Below are 15,671 nucleotides of genomic sequence, written 5' to 3'. Positions count from 1 at the left end.
GGATCGTTGAGATTATGCTTTGGAAAGAAAATTTAGAGCGGGTTCTCTTCGGATTATTGAAACCGCTATCTGTTTTTACGCATTTCCGAACGCAAACCCGGTTCCCACTTTTGCTGAAGATGCTTTAAACCCGCTTTGCCGGCAAACGAATGCTCGTATAGGTGAAAACCAGCGACAGCAGATAGAGCCCGGCGAATACGACATTGAGCCCGAGAATCCAGTCGTGGTTATCGACATAATTCACGAGCAGAAGCCAGACGAAGAATGCCTTGGCAACGGTCATCAGCACCATGCTCAATGTCCTCAGACCGGACTGGCCGCGCGCATAGAGAATTTCGGTCTGATACTCGATGAGGTTGCGAAAGCCCGGTACGAGCAACACCAGCGGCAGCAGCCCGACAATCGGGGCAACGCTTGAACCGAGTGCGTTCGGGAAGATTTGCAGGAACACGACCATAGCGCCAAGACCTGTCACCGAGACGGCAAAGACTGCAAGTTCCAGCCCGGCGCGGATGCGCAAAGAGGACAACATGTCCGGCGTGCGCATAAGCTTTTGCACCAGCATCATGTTGAAGGACCGCACTGGCAAAGCTGTCAGATCGACAAGCCGCATGATGATCGCATAAAGACCCGCAGTCGCAGGCCCGCCAACGGTCAGCACAAGAAGCTTGTCGAGCTCAGCCTGAATATAGAACAGCAGTTCGGCCCCCATGACTGCAATCGCATCCGAAAGCCGCCGCATATAGAGAACCGGTTTGAAGCGGAGCCGGATAGACGGATAGAATTTCAGCGCCGTCAGCAGCGCAACGCCATTGGCCGCCGCATACCACCACGCCCAATGAGCAATGTCATGAACACTCGCCAGCCACATGAACAGGACAGCCGCCACAGCGCGCGTGGCTGTCCCGAAAATCACCAGCCCCGCCGATATGCCGAACCGGCGCAGGCCATTGTTGACGATGATGATGATTTCCGTCGAACGCCAGAGCAAGGCTTCCGCAAATACCACCACGGCAAAAGGCAGAAAAGAAATGTCGCGGCTGAAAAAGACGAAATAGACCAGCCAGGACGCCAGTGCGAACAGCGGCAGGGAAACCAGAAGAGCGACAAGAAAACCCGCCGTATAGATGCCGAGCAGGCGCGGCTTCACTGTCGATATGCGGTAAAGCGGCGAACTGAAGCCCAGAGAAACGATGCGTGACAGAACCACGCCTGTGCCCGACGCAGTGGCAAATATGCCGAAATCACCGGTCGGCAGTGTGTTTGCAAGCGCAATGAAATAGACAAGCGAGACGACCAGTCTGCCAGCGGATCCGGAAAACAGGGACAGGTAATCACGCACCATTCCGGCGTTATTGCCTGACAGTTTCCGGAGCGCTTTCGCTATCAACAGGGAGCCTCGCCTATCATAGTCTGGTGCATGTGCCTGTTCGTTGGAACGGAGGCATAATCGGGGTTTAGCTAAAAAGACTTAAACTCTTCTTTGCAAGCTCAAAGAGTAATCAAGCAAAAGCTAAAGTTGCAGATTCAGGGAATTGACACTTCACCTCGACATTATTTTAACGTTTTGTTTTCTATAAAAAATTACATTCGGCCTTGAGGTGCGAGCCAATCGGATTCCCGTTTGGCATGCGGAAGCCTTGGCTTATGGATTTCAAAGCAGCCGTTGGCGCCGGAAACGGTTGAGACGGCTTACAGACACGGACGATTTCGGCAATGAGCGATCACGAGGAGCGCAGAAAGGCGGGAGTTGAGAAACCTCTTCTCGCATTCTCCGACGCTCGCCCCGCTGGTCGTTTTGACAGCGAAACCGCACCACCCTGGACACCACCGGCGACGCCGGATGAACGCGCCGCGTTCTTTCGCCAGCACGATCATGCTGCGCAGGAAACACCAGAACCGGCGGAATCCGTTCTCGAAGAGGAACCGGATGAGGCCGATGTCGCCGAGCTGCAAAAGCGCGTCGCGCTGATCGAGGCGGAACTGGAACGCAAGGTTCAGGAACGCGAGCGCCGCAAAGTCACAGTCGAAACTCCCGTTCCAACGCCAGAGCCGACCCGCGCGCCGGCCCCGGAGCCGATCGAGCGCCAGCGCCCTGTCATTGACAGACCGGCACCTGATGCGGAATGGAAACCGCTGATCGATCCGCGCATCGCTATCGACGTGCTGCGGGGATCGCACAAGCTACTGCTTGTCAGCACACTACTGGGTGGTGTGGTCGCCGCGCTCTATGCATTGTCCTTGCCGCAGATGTATGTCGCTTCGACCGATATTCTGGTCGATCCGCGCAATATCAAGACCGTTGGAGACGAACTGACGCCAGGTCAGCTCCCGACCGATGCGTCACTTGCCGTTGCGGAAAGCCAGGCACGCATCATCGATTCCAGCAGTGTGTTGCTGAAAGTGATCGACAGGACCGAACTGACAAAAGACCCCGAATTCAACGGCACTCTGGTTCCGACCGGCATTGCCGGGCTGTTTGCACAGATCAGGGATATGCTGTCGCCCAAAAAGGCAAGCGACAGCCAGACACTGCAAACCCGCGTCCTGTACAATCTGCACAAGAGCATCGCCATCGGTCGCGACGCCAAGACCTTCATCTATTCAATCTCGGTGAAAACGCGTGATCCGCAGAAATCGGCATCGCTTGCGAACACGATCAGCTCCGTGTTCCAGAGCGAGCTTGCATCCGTGCAATCCGATGCTGCACGACGCACCTCGGCCGAACTGTCGAACCGTCTTGCCGATATGCGCGCCAATGTCGAACAGGCGGAGCGCGCAGCAGCGGACTTCCGCGCCTCACGCGATCTCGTCAATGTCGACGGCAAGCTGATCAGCGATAACGACTTGACCCGCCTCAACGATCAGTTGACCAACCAGCGCGCTGAAACAATGCGGCTTCAGGCCCGTGTGCAGGTGCTCAACAGCGCCACTTCCGACAGCGTGGTATCCGGTACCTTGCCGGAAGATTTGCGTTCCAACACGCTGACCGCGCTGCGCGCGCAATATGCGCAGGCGCGCCAGACGGCAAGCGGCCTGTCCACCCAGCTTGGGCCACGCCATCCGGCACTCATTCAGGCACAGTCGCAGGCAGGCACGGTCCTGAGCGACATCGATGCCGAATTGCGACGCATCCGCTCCTCGTTGCAGGTCGAGGTCGCCCGGTCCGCGCTGCAGGAAAAGGACCTCACTGCCCGCCTGGCGCAGCTAAAATCGCAACAGGCGAACAATAGCGGCGATCTGGTGAAGTTGCGTGAGCTTGAGCGCGAAGCCACGGCGCGGCGCTCGGTCTACGAAGCCTTCCTCCTGCGCTCGCGCGAGACGAACGAACAGGAAGGTCTGAATACGGCCAATGTCAGGGTTTTGTCGGAAGCTCGCCCGCCGCTCGATCCGGCAGGCACATCGCGCAAGCTGATCGTCATTGCCGGGCTGATTGCAGGCTTCCTTGCAGGCCTTGCAATCACAGCTGTCCGCAACTTTGGACGGCTGCTGCGTCTATCTTAGAGCGCCGATCTGATTGGATCAGATCGGCGCTCTATCTCTTTGTTTTGACGCGCATCTTTTCCGAAAACCGTTTCACACTTTTCGGGATGCGCTCTAATTCACGCGGACTGCCGCAAAGAGGTCTCAACGCGCGGCACCTTGCGTCCGCTGGCACGCAGAATGCCGTGTGCTCCGTCAAGATGGCCCGGTTTCAGCTCAAGCGCCAGAAAGCGACGCTTTTCATAAGGGCCGGGCATGGCAAGCTCGCCGGTCTTTTCAGCAGTGAAGCCGAACCGCTCGTAGTATTCCGGATCACCGACAAGGATGATCGCGCCATGGCCGCGGTCTTTTGCTTCATCGATCGCACGACGCATCAACGCCGAACCGATACCGCAACCGGCAGCGGACGGATCGACCGCCAGCGGGCCGAGCAGCAAGGCAGGCGCCGGAAAGCCGAAAGCATCGAGACCGGCATGGACATCCCACAGCCGCACAGTGCCTGCAAGCAATCCGTCTTCGCCAAGCGCCGCAAAAGCCAGACCGTCCGCAGGCAGGCGACCGCGACGCAGCTTTTCCGATGACTTCCGGCGACGGCCTTCACCCATCGCCCGATCCAGCAGCGATTCACGCGCAAGCACGTGCTCCAGCGTTTCGCCCGCTATTGTGAAAGCCGGAGCGACGATGGTTGCAGTATGTTCCTGAATTTCCAGAGTTACGTTCATGACATCTATCCCCGCAAAGCGGCAGCAGCACACCCCACCCAGCGCCTTGCAGCACTGGGCGGATTGAGAGGATCATTCGGGACTTTTGAAGATATGATCTAATCCGAAAATCGGTTCCCACTTTTCGGGATCATACCAAGTCTGAATGATCAGATGACGTAGGATCGGAGCGGTTCGAAGCCGTTGAACGCCACCGCCGAATAGGTGGTGGTGTATGCGCCCGTGCCTTCGATGAGGATTTCATCACCGATGGTCAGCGAGACCGGCAGCGGGTACGGCGTCTTTTCATAAAGTACGTCCGCACTGTCGCATGTCGGCCCAGCCAGCACGCATGGTTCGGTTTCGCTGCCGTCATGCGGGGTCACGATCTGATAGCGGATCGCCTCGTCCATGGTTTCGGCGAGACCGCCGAACTTGCCGATGTCGAGATAGACCCAGCGCACATTGTCGTTGTCTGCCTTGCGCGAGACCAGAACCACTTCGGTCTTGATCACGCCTGCATTGCCGACCATGCCGCGACCCGGTTCGATGATGGTTTCCGGGATACGGTTGCCGAAATGCTTGGACAGCGCATCGAAGATCGCCATGCCGTAGGCCTGAGCAGTCGGCACGTCCTTGAGGTAACGGGTCGGGAACCCGCCGCCCATATTGACCATGCGCAGGACAATGCCTTCGTCAGCCAGAGTGCGGAACACCGATGCTGCATCGCCAAGCGCGCGATCCCATGCGGAGAGGTCCGTCTGCTGCGAGCCGACGTGGAACGATACACCGTAGGAATCGAGACCGAGCGACTTTGCATGGCGCAGAACGTCGATGGCCATCGCAGGCACGCAACCGAACTTGCGCGACAGCGGCCATTCGGCGCCTTCACCATCCGTCAGCACGCGGCAGAACACGCGGCTGCCGGGAGCGGCGCGAGCAACCTTCTCGACTTCTTCAACGCAGTCGACCGCATAAAGGCGAATGCCCAGCTCGAAGGCGCGCGCAATATCGCGCTCCTTCTTGATGGTGTTGCCATAGGAGATGCGGGTTGGCGTTGCGCCGGCTTCCAGAGCCATTTCGATTTCAGCAACCGACGCAGTATCGAAGCACGAGCCGAGCGAAGCGAGCAGGCGCAGGATTTCCGGCGCAGGATTTGCCTTCACCGCATAGAAGATGCGCGAATAGGGCAAAGCCTTCTCGAAGCTCTGATAGTTGTCGCGCACGACGTCGGTGTCGACGACGAGGCAAGGACCGTCCGGACGGCGGGTGTTGAGGAAGTCGATGATACGCTGCGTTGCCATGGTCGTTCTCCCGCACGGCTTGATCTTGCCGTATTCTGGTGCGTAACCCCGAAAAGTTTCAGACTTTCGGAAAGGATTACGCAGAAAAGGACTTAGAGAATTTCGCAGGCCCTCTTTGGACCAAGAGAAACTCTAAGGACAAAGTGTGCATGAACGCATCCGCCGTGAGGCCAGCCTTTGGAGGTGCTGATGTCACGCGAAAACTCATGCGGCGATGGAACAACGCTAAACCCGCGTTACTCCGCTTTGTCTGCCTTGGATTGGAATTGGAGAACCGCATCCGCACTTCTGGCAATGAAGGTGTGCCTCTTCAGTAATTTCGGCTTTTGGACAGCCGAAAGACACTAGAAAGGCCCGCACCGTCGTTGCTTCAAGATGTCCTCGATCTGGCGGTTGGCCAACAGATCGACTGGAGCGGTTAGGTCCAGGTACCGTACCGAATTCCTCACCATTCGAGGATCGGCGGACACCCACAGGCACGTGCGACTTTGGGCAAGCGCGATATAAGCGCAAAGTCGTGTCCATTCAATGACAAAAATTCCTCCGGACGAATTTATTTTGGCAGGATCGCGTTGAACGGCGCGCTTGCCATTGTTCAATATAAGTGAAACATTCGCAGCTCAGACCTGCCTCGAAAGAGCGTAAATAGACCGTTAATTGCTGCATGTTGTGAACAATGGCCAGTTTCGATCCCTTCAACGCCATCATTGCAAAACCCGAGAAGTTACCCGTTCACACAACGGACGGACCGCTTAAAGGTGAACGGCTGGCCGTAAAAGACATTTATGACGTCGCCGGAATGGCGACCGGATGCGGGAATCCGCAGATCGAGGCCGAATCACCTCGCGCCGAAAGATCAGCTCCGGTGGTGAAGAAGCTCCTCGCCGCCGGTGCCGAATTTGTCGGCAAGGCGCAGACCGACGAGCTTGCCTTCTCCCTGATGGGCCAGAATTCGCATTTCCCCTATCCGATCAATCCGGCAGCACCGGACCGCGTTACCGGCGGCTCATCATCCGGTTCGGCAGCAGCAGTGGCGGGCAAACTCGCCGATATTGCGCTCGGCTCCGACACGGGCGGCTCCATTCGGGCACCTGCAAGCTTTTGCGGTCTCGTCGGCCTGCGCACCACCCATGGCCGCATTCCGCTCGAAGACATCATGCCGCTTGCGCCCTCGCTCGATACGATTGGATGGTTTGCACGCGATATCGACCTTTACGACCGCGTTGGCTCTATCCTGCTTGGCAACGACGCCCGAGAATTCAGGCTGACGCAACTTCTCTATATGCCGGTTCTGGAACAGCTTCTGCTCGGTCAGCAGGAAACAGACGCCTATCGCACCATGTTCGCCCAAGTGCGCCCGCACTTCTCGGGTCTCAAGGCGGCGAGCCAGCCGACGCTCTCGATAGACGAACTCTATCTGGTCTTCCGCCACATACAAGGCGCGGAAGCCTGGGCGACACACGGCAGCTGGATTTCCTCCGGCGATCGCAAGCTCGGTCCCGGCGTCGCGGACCGTTTTGCCTTCGGTGCGGAAATCGCCGCTGATCTCGTTGCCAGCCAGCGTATGCGCCGGGCACAATTCACGCAGGAACTCGAACAGATCGTCGGCAATGATGCCGTGCTGGCGCTACCGACCGTACCGGGTGCAGCTCCGCTGGCAAAAGAGCCTTTCGAGACCTTGCAGGCCTATCGCGAACAGGCTTTGCGCCTGCTTTGCCTTTCGGTACTTTCCGGCCTGCCGCAGATCACATTACCTTTGGGACAGGTGCAGGGCGCACCTTTCGGGATTTCCTTCATCGGACCACGCGGCAGCGACCGGGCGCTGATCGGGCTGGCCAAAAACATCATCGGGAAGCGGGGCTAGACCATGGACACCCTCACACGTATGCGCGCCTTCATCGACGTGGTCGAGGCGGAAGGCTTTTCCGCCGCTGCGCGAAAAATCGGGCGCTCCAAGGCGCTTCTTTCCAAATATGTGCGGGAATTGGAGGACGAACTCGGCGCACGCCTTCTCAACCGTACCACGCGGCAATTTTCGCTGACCGAAGCCGGTCACACCTATTATCACCGAGCGGTGGAGATCATTCGCGAGATCGACGCGCTGCAGGATGCTGTCAGCGAAACCAGTTCTGACGCGCGCGGGCGTATCAAACTGTCGGCCCCGCGCACTTTTGCCGATGCCGTCATCGGGCAGTCGCTGATCGACTTTTGCCTCGCCCATCCGGACATTGTGCTCGATGTGCGGCTGGATGACCGTTTTGTCGATCTGGTGGAGGAAGGCTTCGATCTTGCGATCCGCATCACGCGTTTGCAGGACTCTTCCCTCATTGCCAAGCGCCTGTCGCCATTCCATTCCATCCTGTGCGGCGCGCCCGAACTCATCTCCCGCGTCGGCAAGCCCGAACGTCCGGAAGATCTGGCTGATCGGCCTTGCATCATCGACACCAATGCACGCTCGCGCAACAATTGGCATTTCCGCAATACGGATGGCTCGATGATGACAGTTCCCGTCAACGGTCCCATCGAGGTGAACAGTCCCGTCGCCACCAAGAATGCAGCACTCGCCGGGCTTGGCTTCTGCATGCTGCCCGCCTTCATCGCCGAAGAAGAAATCGAGCGCGGCAGGCTGGTTGCCTGTCTGGATGAATTCATCGTGAAGGATGGCGGCATCTATGCCGTCTATCCACATCGGCGCTATCTGCCGGCAAAAATCCGGGCATTGGTCGATTTTCTGACCCAATGGTTCAAGGAGCGGGAATAGAATGCATCCTGAAAAGTGTGAAACGGTCTTCGGGACTAAGATATACGATAAAGCAAATAGAACGTCGCACTTTCGCCGCCTTCGGGCATAAGCGTGGGAAAACTCTAACGGAAAGTTTTATGCTGGTTTCGTCGTCTTGGCTCAAAAGCAGGTTCGTTCGGTCTGCCGCAGCTGCGCTGCTGGCCGGTCTCGTGCCGACGGCTGCACTCGCTCACCCGCATGTCTTTGCCGACGCACGACTGGAACTGACCATAGCCCCCGATGGCACAGTGCAACAGCTTGCGCATGTCTGGCGTTTCGACGACGTTTTCTCCTCCACCGTCCTGATGGAATTCGACAAGAATGGCGATCTGCAGCTCGACAAGAATGAATTGATCGACCTCGGCCATGTCATCAACGGCTCGATTGCCGAGTTCAAGTATTTCCAGACCGTTCTGGACGATGGCAAGGACGTGAAAATGGCGAGGCCGACCGACCTCGCAGCAGATTTCACGGACAATCGCCTGCTCATCATCTTTACGAGCAAGCCTGAAAAGCCGTTGAAACTCGCCCCCGGCCACAAGGTCAGCTTCGGCGTCTACGACCCGACTTTCTATACTGCCATCGATTACATGAACGACAGCGATCTGGTTGTGAAAGGCCTGCCCGCAGGCTGCACCTCCAAGGTCGTGCGCCCCAATCCGGATGAAGCGCTCGCCCAGAATCAGGCGACACTGACCGATGCCTTCTTCAACGATCCGGCAGGCACGGACATGTCGAAAATATTCGCGACCCGTCTTGAGATAGACTGCGAACCGAAAGGGAAAACAGGCTGATGAGAAAACCGGCTACCTTTATTCTAACCCTCTGCCTTACGATGATCGTTGCGCAGGCCTATGCGCAGTCATCGCTCGGCATTGGTGCGAATGAGGTGGCGATGAAGCCAACCGGGCCTTTCGCGCACATCATTCTCTGGATGAACGAACAGCAGCGCTCGTTTTATCTCGCCATGACCAATGCGTTGAAAGCCATGCGTGAAGATCCTTGGCAGGCTTCGGTTCTGGTCGGACTTTCCTTCGTCTATGGCATTTTTCATGCGGCAGGGCCCGGCCATGGCAAGGCGGTCATCTCGTCCTACATGATCGCCAACGAAACGGCGCTGCGGCGCGGCATCTTCCTGTCGTTCATTTCGTCGCTTTTGCAGGCCATCATGGCCATCGCCGTGGTCGGCCTCGCATGGTTCCTGCTGCGTGGCACCGGCATTTCCATGAATCAGACCGCGCGCTACATGGAAATTGCAAGTTTTGCGCTTGTCCTGTTTTTCGGCCTTTGGCTTCTGGCGCGCAAACTACCGCTACTTTTCAAGAAGCAAGACGATGCAAGCCCCAGCCCGGCCTCGTCGCTTTTTGCCGCAGCACCCGAACCGGCAATGGCTTCCGGTCCGGCATGGCAGGGCAGTATTTCGCAGACCACGCGCGCGGCGGCTGCCACAAGCACAGTAAAGCTCAATTACAAACCCGCAACCGCTACTGCATCGGATCATATCTTCATTGGCGAAGGCGATGTGTGCGCCGCGTGCGGTAACGCCCATATTGCCGATCCGTCGACGCTCGGCGACGACTTCAACTGGAAAACGGCGTGGTCGGCGATTTTCTCGGTGGGCCTGCGTCCCTGTTCGGGTGCGCTGATCGTGCTGACGTTTGCGCTTTTGAATGGCCTGATGGTCGGCGGACTGCTCTCAGTCTTCGCCATCGCGTTCGGCACATTCATCACCGTGGCTGTTCTTGCCACGCTGGCTGTCACGGCAAAAAACACGGCCCTGCGATTTGCAGGCAGCAATGCCATGTCAGGACGGCTGAAGGCGGCAATCGAAGTTGCCGCCGCCCTGTTCATCGCGCTGACAGGTGCGCTTTTGCTCAGCGCTTCGCTGGTTGGTTAATCCTTGTTCTGGCGGCGCGAGCGCAGCCAAAAAATGGCGAAGAAGCCCAGAACGAAAACTATCGGGAAAATGATCGCCGCGATTTGCGAGCGCTCGCCCAGTGCCAGCATGATGCTGGGCACGAAATAGGCAAGCACCCCGAAGCCGATCAGGATGATGGCGGCAGCAATTGCCGGATTGCTCTTCTTACGCTCAGCCAAGATCACGAAACTCCTCCAGCTTCTTCTTCTGCTGACCGTCACTATCAAAGTTTTCCGGCGCAAGCCATGCCTGATAGGCTTTCTTCAAGGCAGGCCACTCGCTGTCGAGAATGGAAAACCATGCCGTATCGCGGTTCTTGCCTTTCGCCACCATATGCTGACGGAAAATCCCCTCGAACGAAAAGCCGAAGCGCTCCGCGGCCCGCTTGGACGGCAGATTGTCGTTGTTGCACTTCCATTCGTAGCGACGATAGCCAAGCTCGTCGAAAATATACTGCATGAACAGGAATTGTGCTTCGGTGGCGGCGGGCTTGCGCGAAATCAATGGTCCCCAATAGATGTTGCCGATTTCAATCGCGCCGTGAGCGGAATCGATGCGCATCAGGGTCTGGCGTCCGGCGACCTTGCCGCTGGCCTTATCGATGACGGCGAAAAACTGCGGGTCTTCGCTTTTCGCCACCTTTTCCAGCCAGGGCTCGAATTCTTCGCGGGTTGCGGGCGGAAACTCGAACAGCCACGTAAAGCGCTGATCCGCGTCGGTGACCGACGAAGCGGCGAAAAGTTCGTCCCCATGCTTCTTCGGGTCCAGCGGCTCCAGCCGCACATAACGACCTTCAAGCACTTTGCGTTCCGGCTTGGAGCGTGGCGTCCAGTTCTGCAAATCAGTCATGCCTATTCTCCCATTCGACAAAGACAGGAGCATAAAAGAAGCGGGCCGAAAACCGGATTATTGTCCCCGCGTCATTTTTCCCGAATAGCCGCCCGATCCACCGAAACCGCCTTCACCAGCGCGACCACATGATCACCCGATTGCAGCGCCAGTTCGTCAACCGAGCGCCGCGTCAGCCGTGCACCGAGACGACGGCCTTGGAAGTCCAGCGAGACATAGGCATTCGGGCCATCATCCGCCGTAATGGCAGTGACGGTCACCGGCAGCACATTGCGGATGCTGATCGCTTCCGGCACCTTGCGTGCGATGGAGACGTCGCGCGCACGCACGCGCAGCCGCACATGCATATTCTGTTTCAGCCCCGCATCGCTGAGCTGGAACGACGCGCCGCCGAGATCGATTTCCGCCAATTTGTAGCGCTCGTCGTAAGACGAAACCAGCCCTTCCAGCAGCACACCGCCACTCTCGCCTTCTGCATTGATCAGTGGAAAGACATCCGTCGCCGTACCGCTTGCGGTCACCTTACCGCCAGACAGAAGCACGATTTCGTCGGCAAGCCGCGCAATCTCATCGATTTCATGGCTCACATAGACAATCGGCACATGGCTTTCATCGCGAAGACGCTCGATAAAGGGCAGAATTTCCTGCCGGCGCGCATGGTCGAGTGAAGAAAGCGGCTCGTCCAGCAAAAGAAGTGCGGGATCAGACAACAGCGCGCGACCAATGGCGACACGCTGGCGCTCGCCACCTGAAAGTGTGGACGGTCGCCTGTCGAGAAGATCATCAATGCCGAGCAGCGCCACCACCTCGTCAAAGCTCCGCGTCGCCTGCCTGTGCCCGGCCCAACGCGCATAAGTCAGGTTCCGCTTCACGCTCATATGCGGAAACAACCGCGCTTCCTGAAACACATAGCCGATGCGGCGCTTTTCCGGCGGAAGATTGACACCCTTTTCGGCATCGAACAGTGTGAAGTCACCCACGGCAATGCGTCCGCTCTCCGGACGGAGTGTTCCGGCAATCATTTTCAGAAGCGTCGTCTTGCCGGCGCCCGAATGGCCAAACAATGCAGTCACGCCCCAGTCGGCGGCGAAATCGGCCTCGACAGGAAACCTGCCATTGCGCCCTTTGATCGAGACAGCAAGCCCGCTCATTTTGTCGCTCCCGCAAGCCTGCGCTGCAACCACTCGGAAAGGACCACGGCGGCAATTGAGATAGCTGCAGATATGGCAATCAGACGGAATGCTTCGGCATCACCCGTTGGCGTTTGCATCAGGGCATAAATGGCAAGCGAAAGGGTCTGCGTTTCGCCGGGAATGTTGGATACGAATGTGATCGTAGCGCCAAACTCACCCAGAGCCTTGGCAAAACCAAGCACTGCGCCTGCAAGCACACCGGGCAGCAAAGGCGGCAGAATGACCGTGAAGAAGGCCGTGACCCGGTTCGCGCCAAGCGTGCGCGCCGCTTCCTCTAGCCCGCGATCAAGCCCCTCTATCGAAAGCCGGATCGGACGGACGAGCAACGGAAACGCCATGACACCGGCGGCAAGTGCGGCGCCCGTCCAGCGAAAGGCAAAGGAAAGACCGAACAATTCCTGCAGAGGCGCTCCCAGAACACCCCGCGCGCCAAACAGGATTAAAAGCAGATAGCCCGTCACCACCGGCGGCAGGACCAGCGGCATGGTGACGATAGCCTGCGCCAGAGACTTGCCCGGAAAATTGAACCGGGCAAGAATCCAGGCGACGATAAAGGCAACTGGCAGCGCAACAATGATGGCTATTCCGGCAACCCGGAGCGACAGAGACACAATCTGCCAGACATTACTCTCAATCATCTTTGGCCATCACTATTCAGCAGCTTCCGCAGCTCCCACAAAGCCCTTGTCCTTGATGATCGCCTGACCGGCATCGCTTTCAAGGAAAGCCAAGAAAGCCTTGGCGGCATCAGTTTCGTTCTTCGCAACAAGTGCCGCCGGGTAAAGGATCGGCGCGTGGCTGCTTGCCGGGAAGCGATAGGCTTCGACCAGTTCCGGTGCTGCGGCACGATCCGACGCGTAGACGATGGCCGCCTTCACTTCCGCGCGGCTGACATATTGCAGCGCAACGCGAACATTCTCGGCAAAGACGCCATTCTTCTCGACGTCTTTCCAAATGTTGAGCTTTTCAAGCGCTGCCTTGCCGTATTTGCCCGCCGGGACATTCGACGGGTCCCCCATAGCGAAACGACCGGCGCTCAAAAGCTCCTTGGCGTCACCCTTCGGCGTGTCTTTCTGCGTTGCAATCACCAGCGCATTGCCAGCGATCACCTTGCGTGAAGCCTTGTCGATGGCATCGGCCTTTTCGACATAATCCATCCAGTCGAGATCGGCGGAAATGAAAATCTGCGCCGGAGCGCCCTGCTCGATCTGCTTGGCCAGAACCGACGAAGATGCAAACGACGCGACCACTTCGGTACCGTCCTTGGCCTTCATCTGTTTGGCAGCTTCTTCGATAACGTCTTTCATGCTGGCGGCAGCGAAAACAGTCACCTTCTCGGCAGCATGGGCAACCGAGGCGGTACCCGCAGCAACGGTGATGAGAAATGCGGCGATCAGTTTCTTCATGAATATCCTCCATATTGCCTGCGACGACAGGCAAACCATCATCCGCCGGAAAACCGGCGCTGTTTCTGTATGAGCATTGGAGATTTCCTATGCCCCGACTTGCGATGATGGGTGTGATGGAGGCAAACGCGACCCGGATGCCGTCAAACCCTTGATGCACGGGCGTCCATGCAAAAGCCGCCCAAATTCCATAACGAATTCAGATCGTTCCAGAACCAGAGCCACCATAATGGGATGAAATCTGTTTGACCAGCCCTGTGGGGAGCATGCGGCAATAGAGCATTGCCGCAAATTGCGTCAGCTGCCGATATGTTTGTGCGCCCCGCGCATTTCAGCGAGCTTCACCTGCTTCTGGCGTTCTGCGTAGCGGGCGCGATCTTCCGGCGTGCGCTCGTCATAACAACCGGCACAGGAAACGCCTTCCTCGAAAAACTGTGAAAGCTTGTCCTCCGGCGAAATCGGACGACGGCAGGCACGGCACAACTCGACATCACTTTCAGCAAGGCCATGGCCCACGGCCACGCGCTCGTCGAACACGAAGCACTCGCCGTTCCACATGCTGTCTTCACGCGGAACTTCCTCAAGATATTTCAGGATACCGCCCTTGAGATGAAAGACATCGTCGAAGCCCAGCCCCTTGACGAAGGCCGTTGCCTTTTCGCAGCGAATACCGCCTGTGCAGAACATGGCGATCTTCTTGCCTTCCAGCTTGTCGCGGTTCTGCTCGACCCATTCGGGGAACTCGCGAAAAGTCTTGGTCTGCGGATCGAGCGCCCCTTCGAATGTGCCGATGGCATATTCATAATCGTTGCGCGTATCGACCACGACGGTGTTCTCATCGGCGATGAGTGCGTTCCAATCCTGCGGCGCGATATAGGTGCCGACGCTTTTCAGCGGATCGATACCATCGACACCCATGGTGACGATCTCACGCTTCAGCCGCACCTTCATGCGATGGAACGGCATTTCGGTCGCATGGGAATATTTGAGCTCCGGGTCAGCCAGACCGGGGATAGCCGTGATGTGCTGCACCAGCCTTTCAATTGCCTGGGGTGTGCCTGCAACCGTCCCGTTGATGCCTTCCGCCGCCAGAAGCAGCGTTCCCTTGATGCCATTCGAACAGCAAAGCTTGGCAAGCGGCTCGCGCAGGCTTTCATATTGCGGGAGCGGCGCAAAGCAATAAAGGGCGGCAACGGTGAAAGGCAAATTGCTCATCGGTTCTATCTTCTTTGAAAACTATCCCGCAACTAATCCCCACAAACGGCGAATTCAAGTCAACTTTATCCTCATGCGACCAAGACGCCCCAAAATCCGCCTCGAAGACCACTTTTCGAGGAGAGAGATATGTTCGACAGCCAGACAATTGCAGCCCTGACGACTATGGCAGATGAGACGGAGATTAACCCGGCGGCTTTGCTGGCAATTGCGGAAGTGGAAAGCGGCGGGAAGGCGCTATTCGATATCAGCGGAGGCAAAGAACCGGCCATCCGGTTCGAAGGGCATTACTTTGACCGCAGGCTGTCCGGTCGTCTGCGTGACTACGCGAGAAGCAACGGTCTGTCCGCCCCAGTCGCAGGCCAGATACGCAATCCGAAATCGCAAACCGCGCGCTGGCTTCTGCTTGAACGTGCGATGGGCTTGAGCAAAAAGGCAGCGCTTGAATCCACCTCCTGGGGGCTGGGGCAGGTTATGGGTGCGCATTGGGAATGGCTTGGTTATGCCACCGTTGATGAACTTGTGGCGGAAGCACGCGGATCGATTGCAGGGCAGGCGCGGCTGATGCTGCGCTTCATCGAAAAGGCAGAGCTTCTCGAAGTGCTGAAAATCCGTAACTGGCGCGAGTTCGCCCGACGCTATAACGGTCCGGCTTTCGCCCGCAACGAATATGACAAACGCATGGCCGAAGCCTATCAGCGCTGGCAAAAGCAGCTTGAGAACTTTAAAAGAGCCGCATGAATGCGGCTCCTTCAGTAGTGGACAAATTGCCGAAGGGGACTTAGAGCAGTTCCTGTTTTAACGGAAACCGTTGGAACCG

At 57.6% G+C, this 15,671-nt stretch carries 15 protein-coding genes; 6 read left to right on the top strand and 9 right to left on the bottom strand.

All coding sequences use genetic code 11. The annotated features are described in order from the left end of the window. Positions 1 to 124 precede the first annotated feature (124 nt). Positions 125 to 1,390: a lipopolysaccharide biosynthesis protein gene (locus tag FG152_RS16475; RefSeq protein WP_010660697.1), complete on the bottom strand. Its 1,266-nt coding sequence runs from the start codon at positions 1,388 to 1,390 to the stop codon at positions 125 to 127. A 326-nt stretch (positions 1,391 to 1,716) separates the two neighbouring features. On the opposite strand from FG152_RS16475, the gene FG152_RS16470 reads away from it, so the two are divergent. Continuing rightward, positions 1,717 to 3,504 (top strand): GumC family protein, encoded by a 1,788-nt coding sequence (locus FG152_RS16470; protein WP_105529165.1) that lies wholly within the window; start codon positions 1,717 to 1,719, stop codon positions 3,502 to 3,504. Between the two features lie 98 nt (positions 3,505 to 3,602). Here the strand turns inward: FG152_RS16470 and FG152_RS16465 are convergent, their stop codons facing one another. Both FG152_RS16465 and odc2 read right to left on the bottom strand, forming a co-directional pair. Beyond that, entirely contained in the window at positions 3,603 to 4,205 is a 603-nt protein-coding gene (locus FG152_RS16465) for a GNAT family N-acetyltransferase (RefSeq protein WP_010660695.1), read from the bottom strand. A 149-nt stretch (positions 4,206 to 4,354) separates the two neighbouring features. Then, positions 4,355 to 5,488 carry an ornithine/lysine decarboxylase gene (gene odc2 / locus FG152_RS16460; RefSeq protein ID WP_010660694.1) on the bottom strand — a complete coding sequence of 378 codons (1,134 nt, stop codon included), beginning with the start codon at positions 5,486 to 5,488 and terminating at the stop codon, positions 4,355 to 4,357. 676 nt (positions 5,489 to 6,164) lie between these two features. Between odc2 and FG152_RS16455 the strand changes: the two genes are divergently transcribed. From FG152_RS16455 to FG152_RS16440, 4 genes are all read left to right on the top strand, one after another. After that, a complete protein-coding gene (locus tag FG152_RS16455; RefSeq protein WP_010660693.1) occupies positions 6,165 to 7,352 on the top strand; it encodes an amidase in 1,188 nt (395 codons plus the stop codon). Between the two features lie 3 nt (positions 7,353 to 7,355). Beyond that, positions 7,356 to 8,249 (top strand): LysR family transcriptional regulator, encoded by an 894-nt coding sequence (locus FG152_RS16450; RefSeq protein ID WP_010660692.1) that lies wholly within the window; start codon positions 7,356 to 7,358, stop codon positions 8,247 to 8,249. A gap of 119 nt (positions 8,250 to 8,368) precedes the next feature. Next, positions 8,369 to 9,064, top strand: a complete 696-nt coding sequence (locus tag FG152_RS16445) for a DUF1007 family protein (protein ID WP_010660691.1) — start codon at positions 8,369 to 8,371, stop codon at positions 9,062 to 9,064. Beyond that, positions 9,064 to 10,167, top strand: coding sequence for a nickel/cobalt transporter (locus tag FG152_RS16440; protein ID WP_105529164.1), 1,104 nt, complete (start codon positions 9,064 to 9,066; stop codon positions 10,165 to 10,167). The genes FG152_RS16445 and FG152_RS16440 overlap by 1 nt, the downstream gene beginning before the upstream one ends. Here FG152_RS16440 and FG152_RS16435 read toward each other — a convergent pair. From FG152_RS16435 to trhO, 6 genes are all read right to left on the bottom strand, one after another. Then, entirely contained in the window at positions 10,164 to 10,373 is a 210-nt protein-coding gene (locus FG152_RS16435; RefSeq protein WP_010660689.1) for a hypothetical protein, read from the bottom strand. The two genes, FG152_RS16440 and FG152_RS16435, sit on opposite strands and share 4 nt — an antisense overlap. Continuing rightward, positions 10,360 to 11,037, bottom strand: coding sequence for a GNAT family N-acetyltransferase (locus FG152_RS16430; RefSeq protein ID WP_010660688.1), 678 nt, complete (start codon positions 11,035 to 11,037; stop codon positions 10,360 to 10,362). Before FG152_RS16430 ends, FG152_RS16435 begins: the two co-directional genes overlap by 14 nt. Positions 11,038 to 11,108: 71 nt before the next feature. Next, the gene (gene modC, locus FG152_RS16425; protein ID WP_105529163.1) at positions 11,109 to 12,188 is read right to left on the bottom strand and encodes a molybdenum ABC transporter ATP-binding protein; all 1,080 of its coding nucleotides are present in this window, start codon (positions 12,186 to 12,188) and stop codon (positions 11,109 to 11,111) included. Next, the gene (modB, locus tag FG152_RS16420; protein ID WP_010660686.1) at positions 12,185 to 12,868 is read right to left on the bottom strand and encodes a molybdate ABC transporter permease subunit; all 684 of its coding nucleotides are present in this window, start codon (positions 12,866 to 12,868) and stop codon (positions 12,185 to 12,187) included. Before modB ends, modC begins: the two co-directional genes overlap by 4 nt. 12 nt (positions 12,869 to 12,880) lie before the next feature. Then, complete coding sequence (modA, locus tag FG152_RS16415) at positions 12,881 to 13,636, bottom strand: molybdate ABC transporter substrate-binding protein (RefSeq protein WP_010660685.1); 756 nt, start codon at positions 13,634 to 13,636, stop codon at positions 12,881 to 12,883. A 297-nt stretch (positions 13,637 to 13,933) separates the two neighbouring features. Further along, positions 13,934 to 14,851, bottom strand: a complete 918-nt coding sequence (gene trhO / locus FG152_RS16410; protein WP_010660684.1) for an oxygen-dependent tRNA uridine(34) hydroxylase TrhO — start codon at positions 14,849 to 14,851, stop codon at positions 13,934 to 13,936. 129 nt (positions 14,852 to 14,980) lie between these two features. On the opposite strand from trhO, the gene FG152_RS16405 reads away from it, so the two are divergent. Beyond that, positions 14,981 to 15,592: an N-acetylmuramidase family protein gene (locus FG152_RS16405; RefSeq protein WP_010660683.1), complete on the top strand. Its 612-nt coding sequence runs from the start codon at positions 14,981 to 14,983 to the stop codon at positions 15,590 to 15,592. Positions 15,593 to 15,671 lie beyond the last annotated feature (79 nt).

Source organism: Ochrobactrum sp. XJ1 (assembly GCF_024701725.1).
Classification (GTDB): Bacteria; Pseudomonadota; Alphaproteobacteria; order Rhizobiales; family Rhizobiaceae; genus Brucella; species Brucella anthropi.
This window is presented reverse-complemented; position numbering and strand designations above follow the sequence as displayed.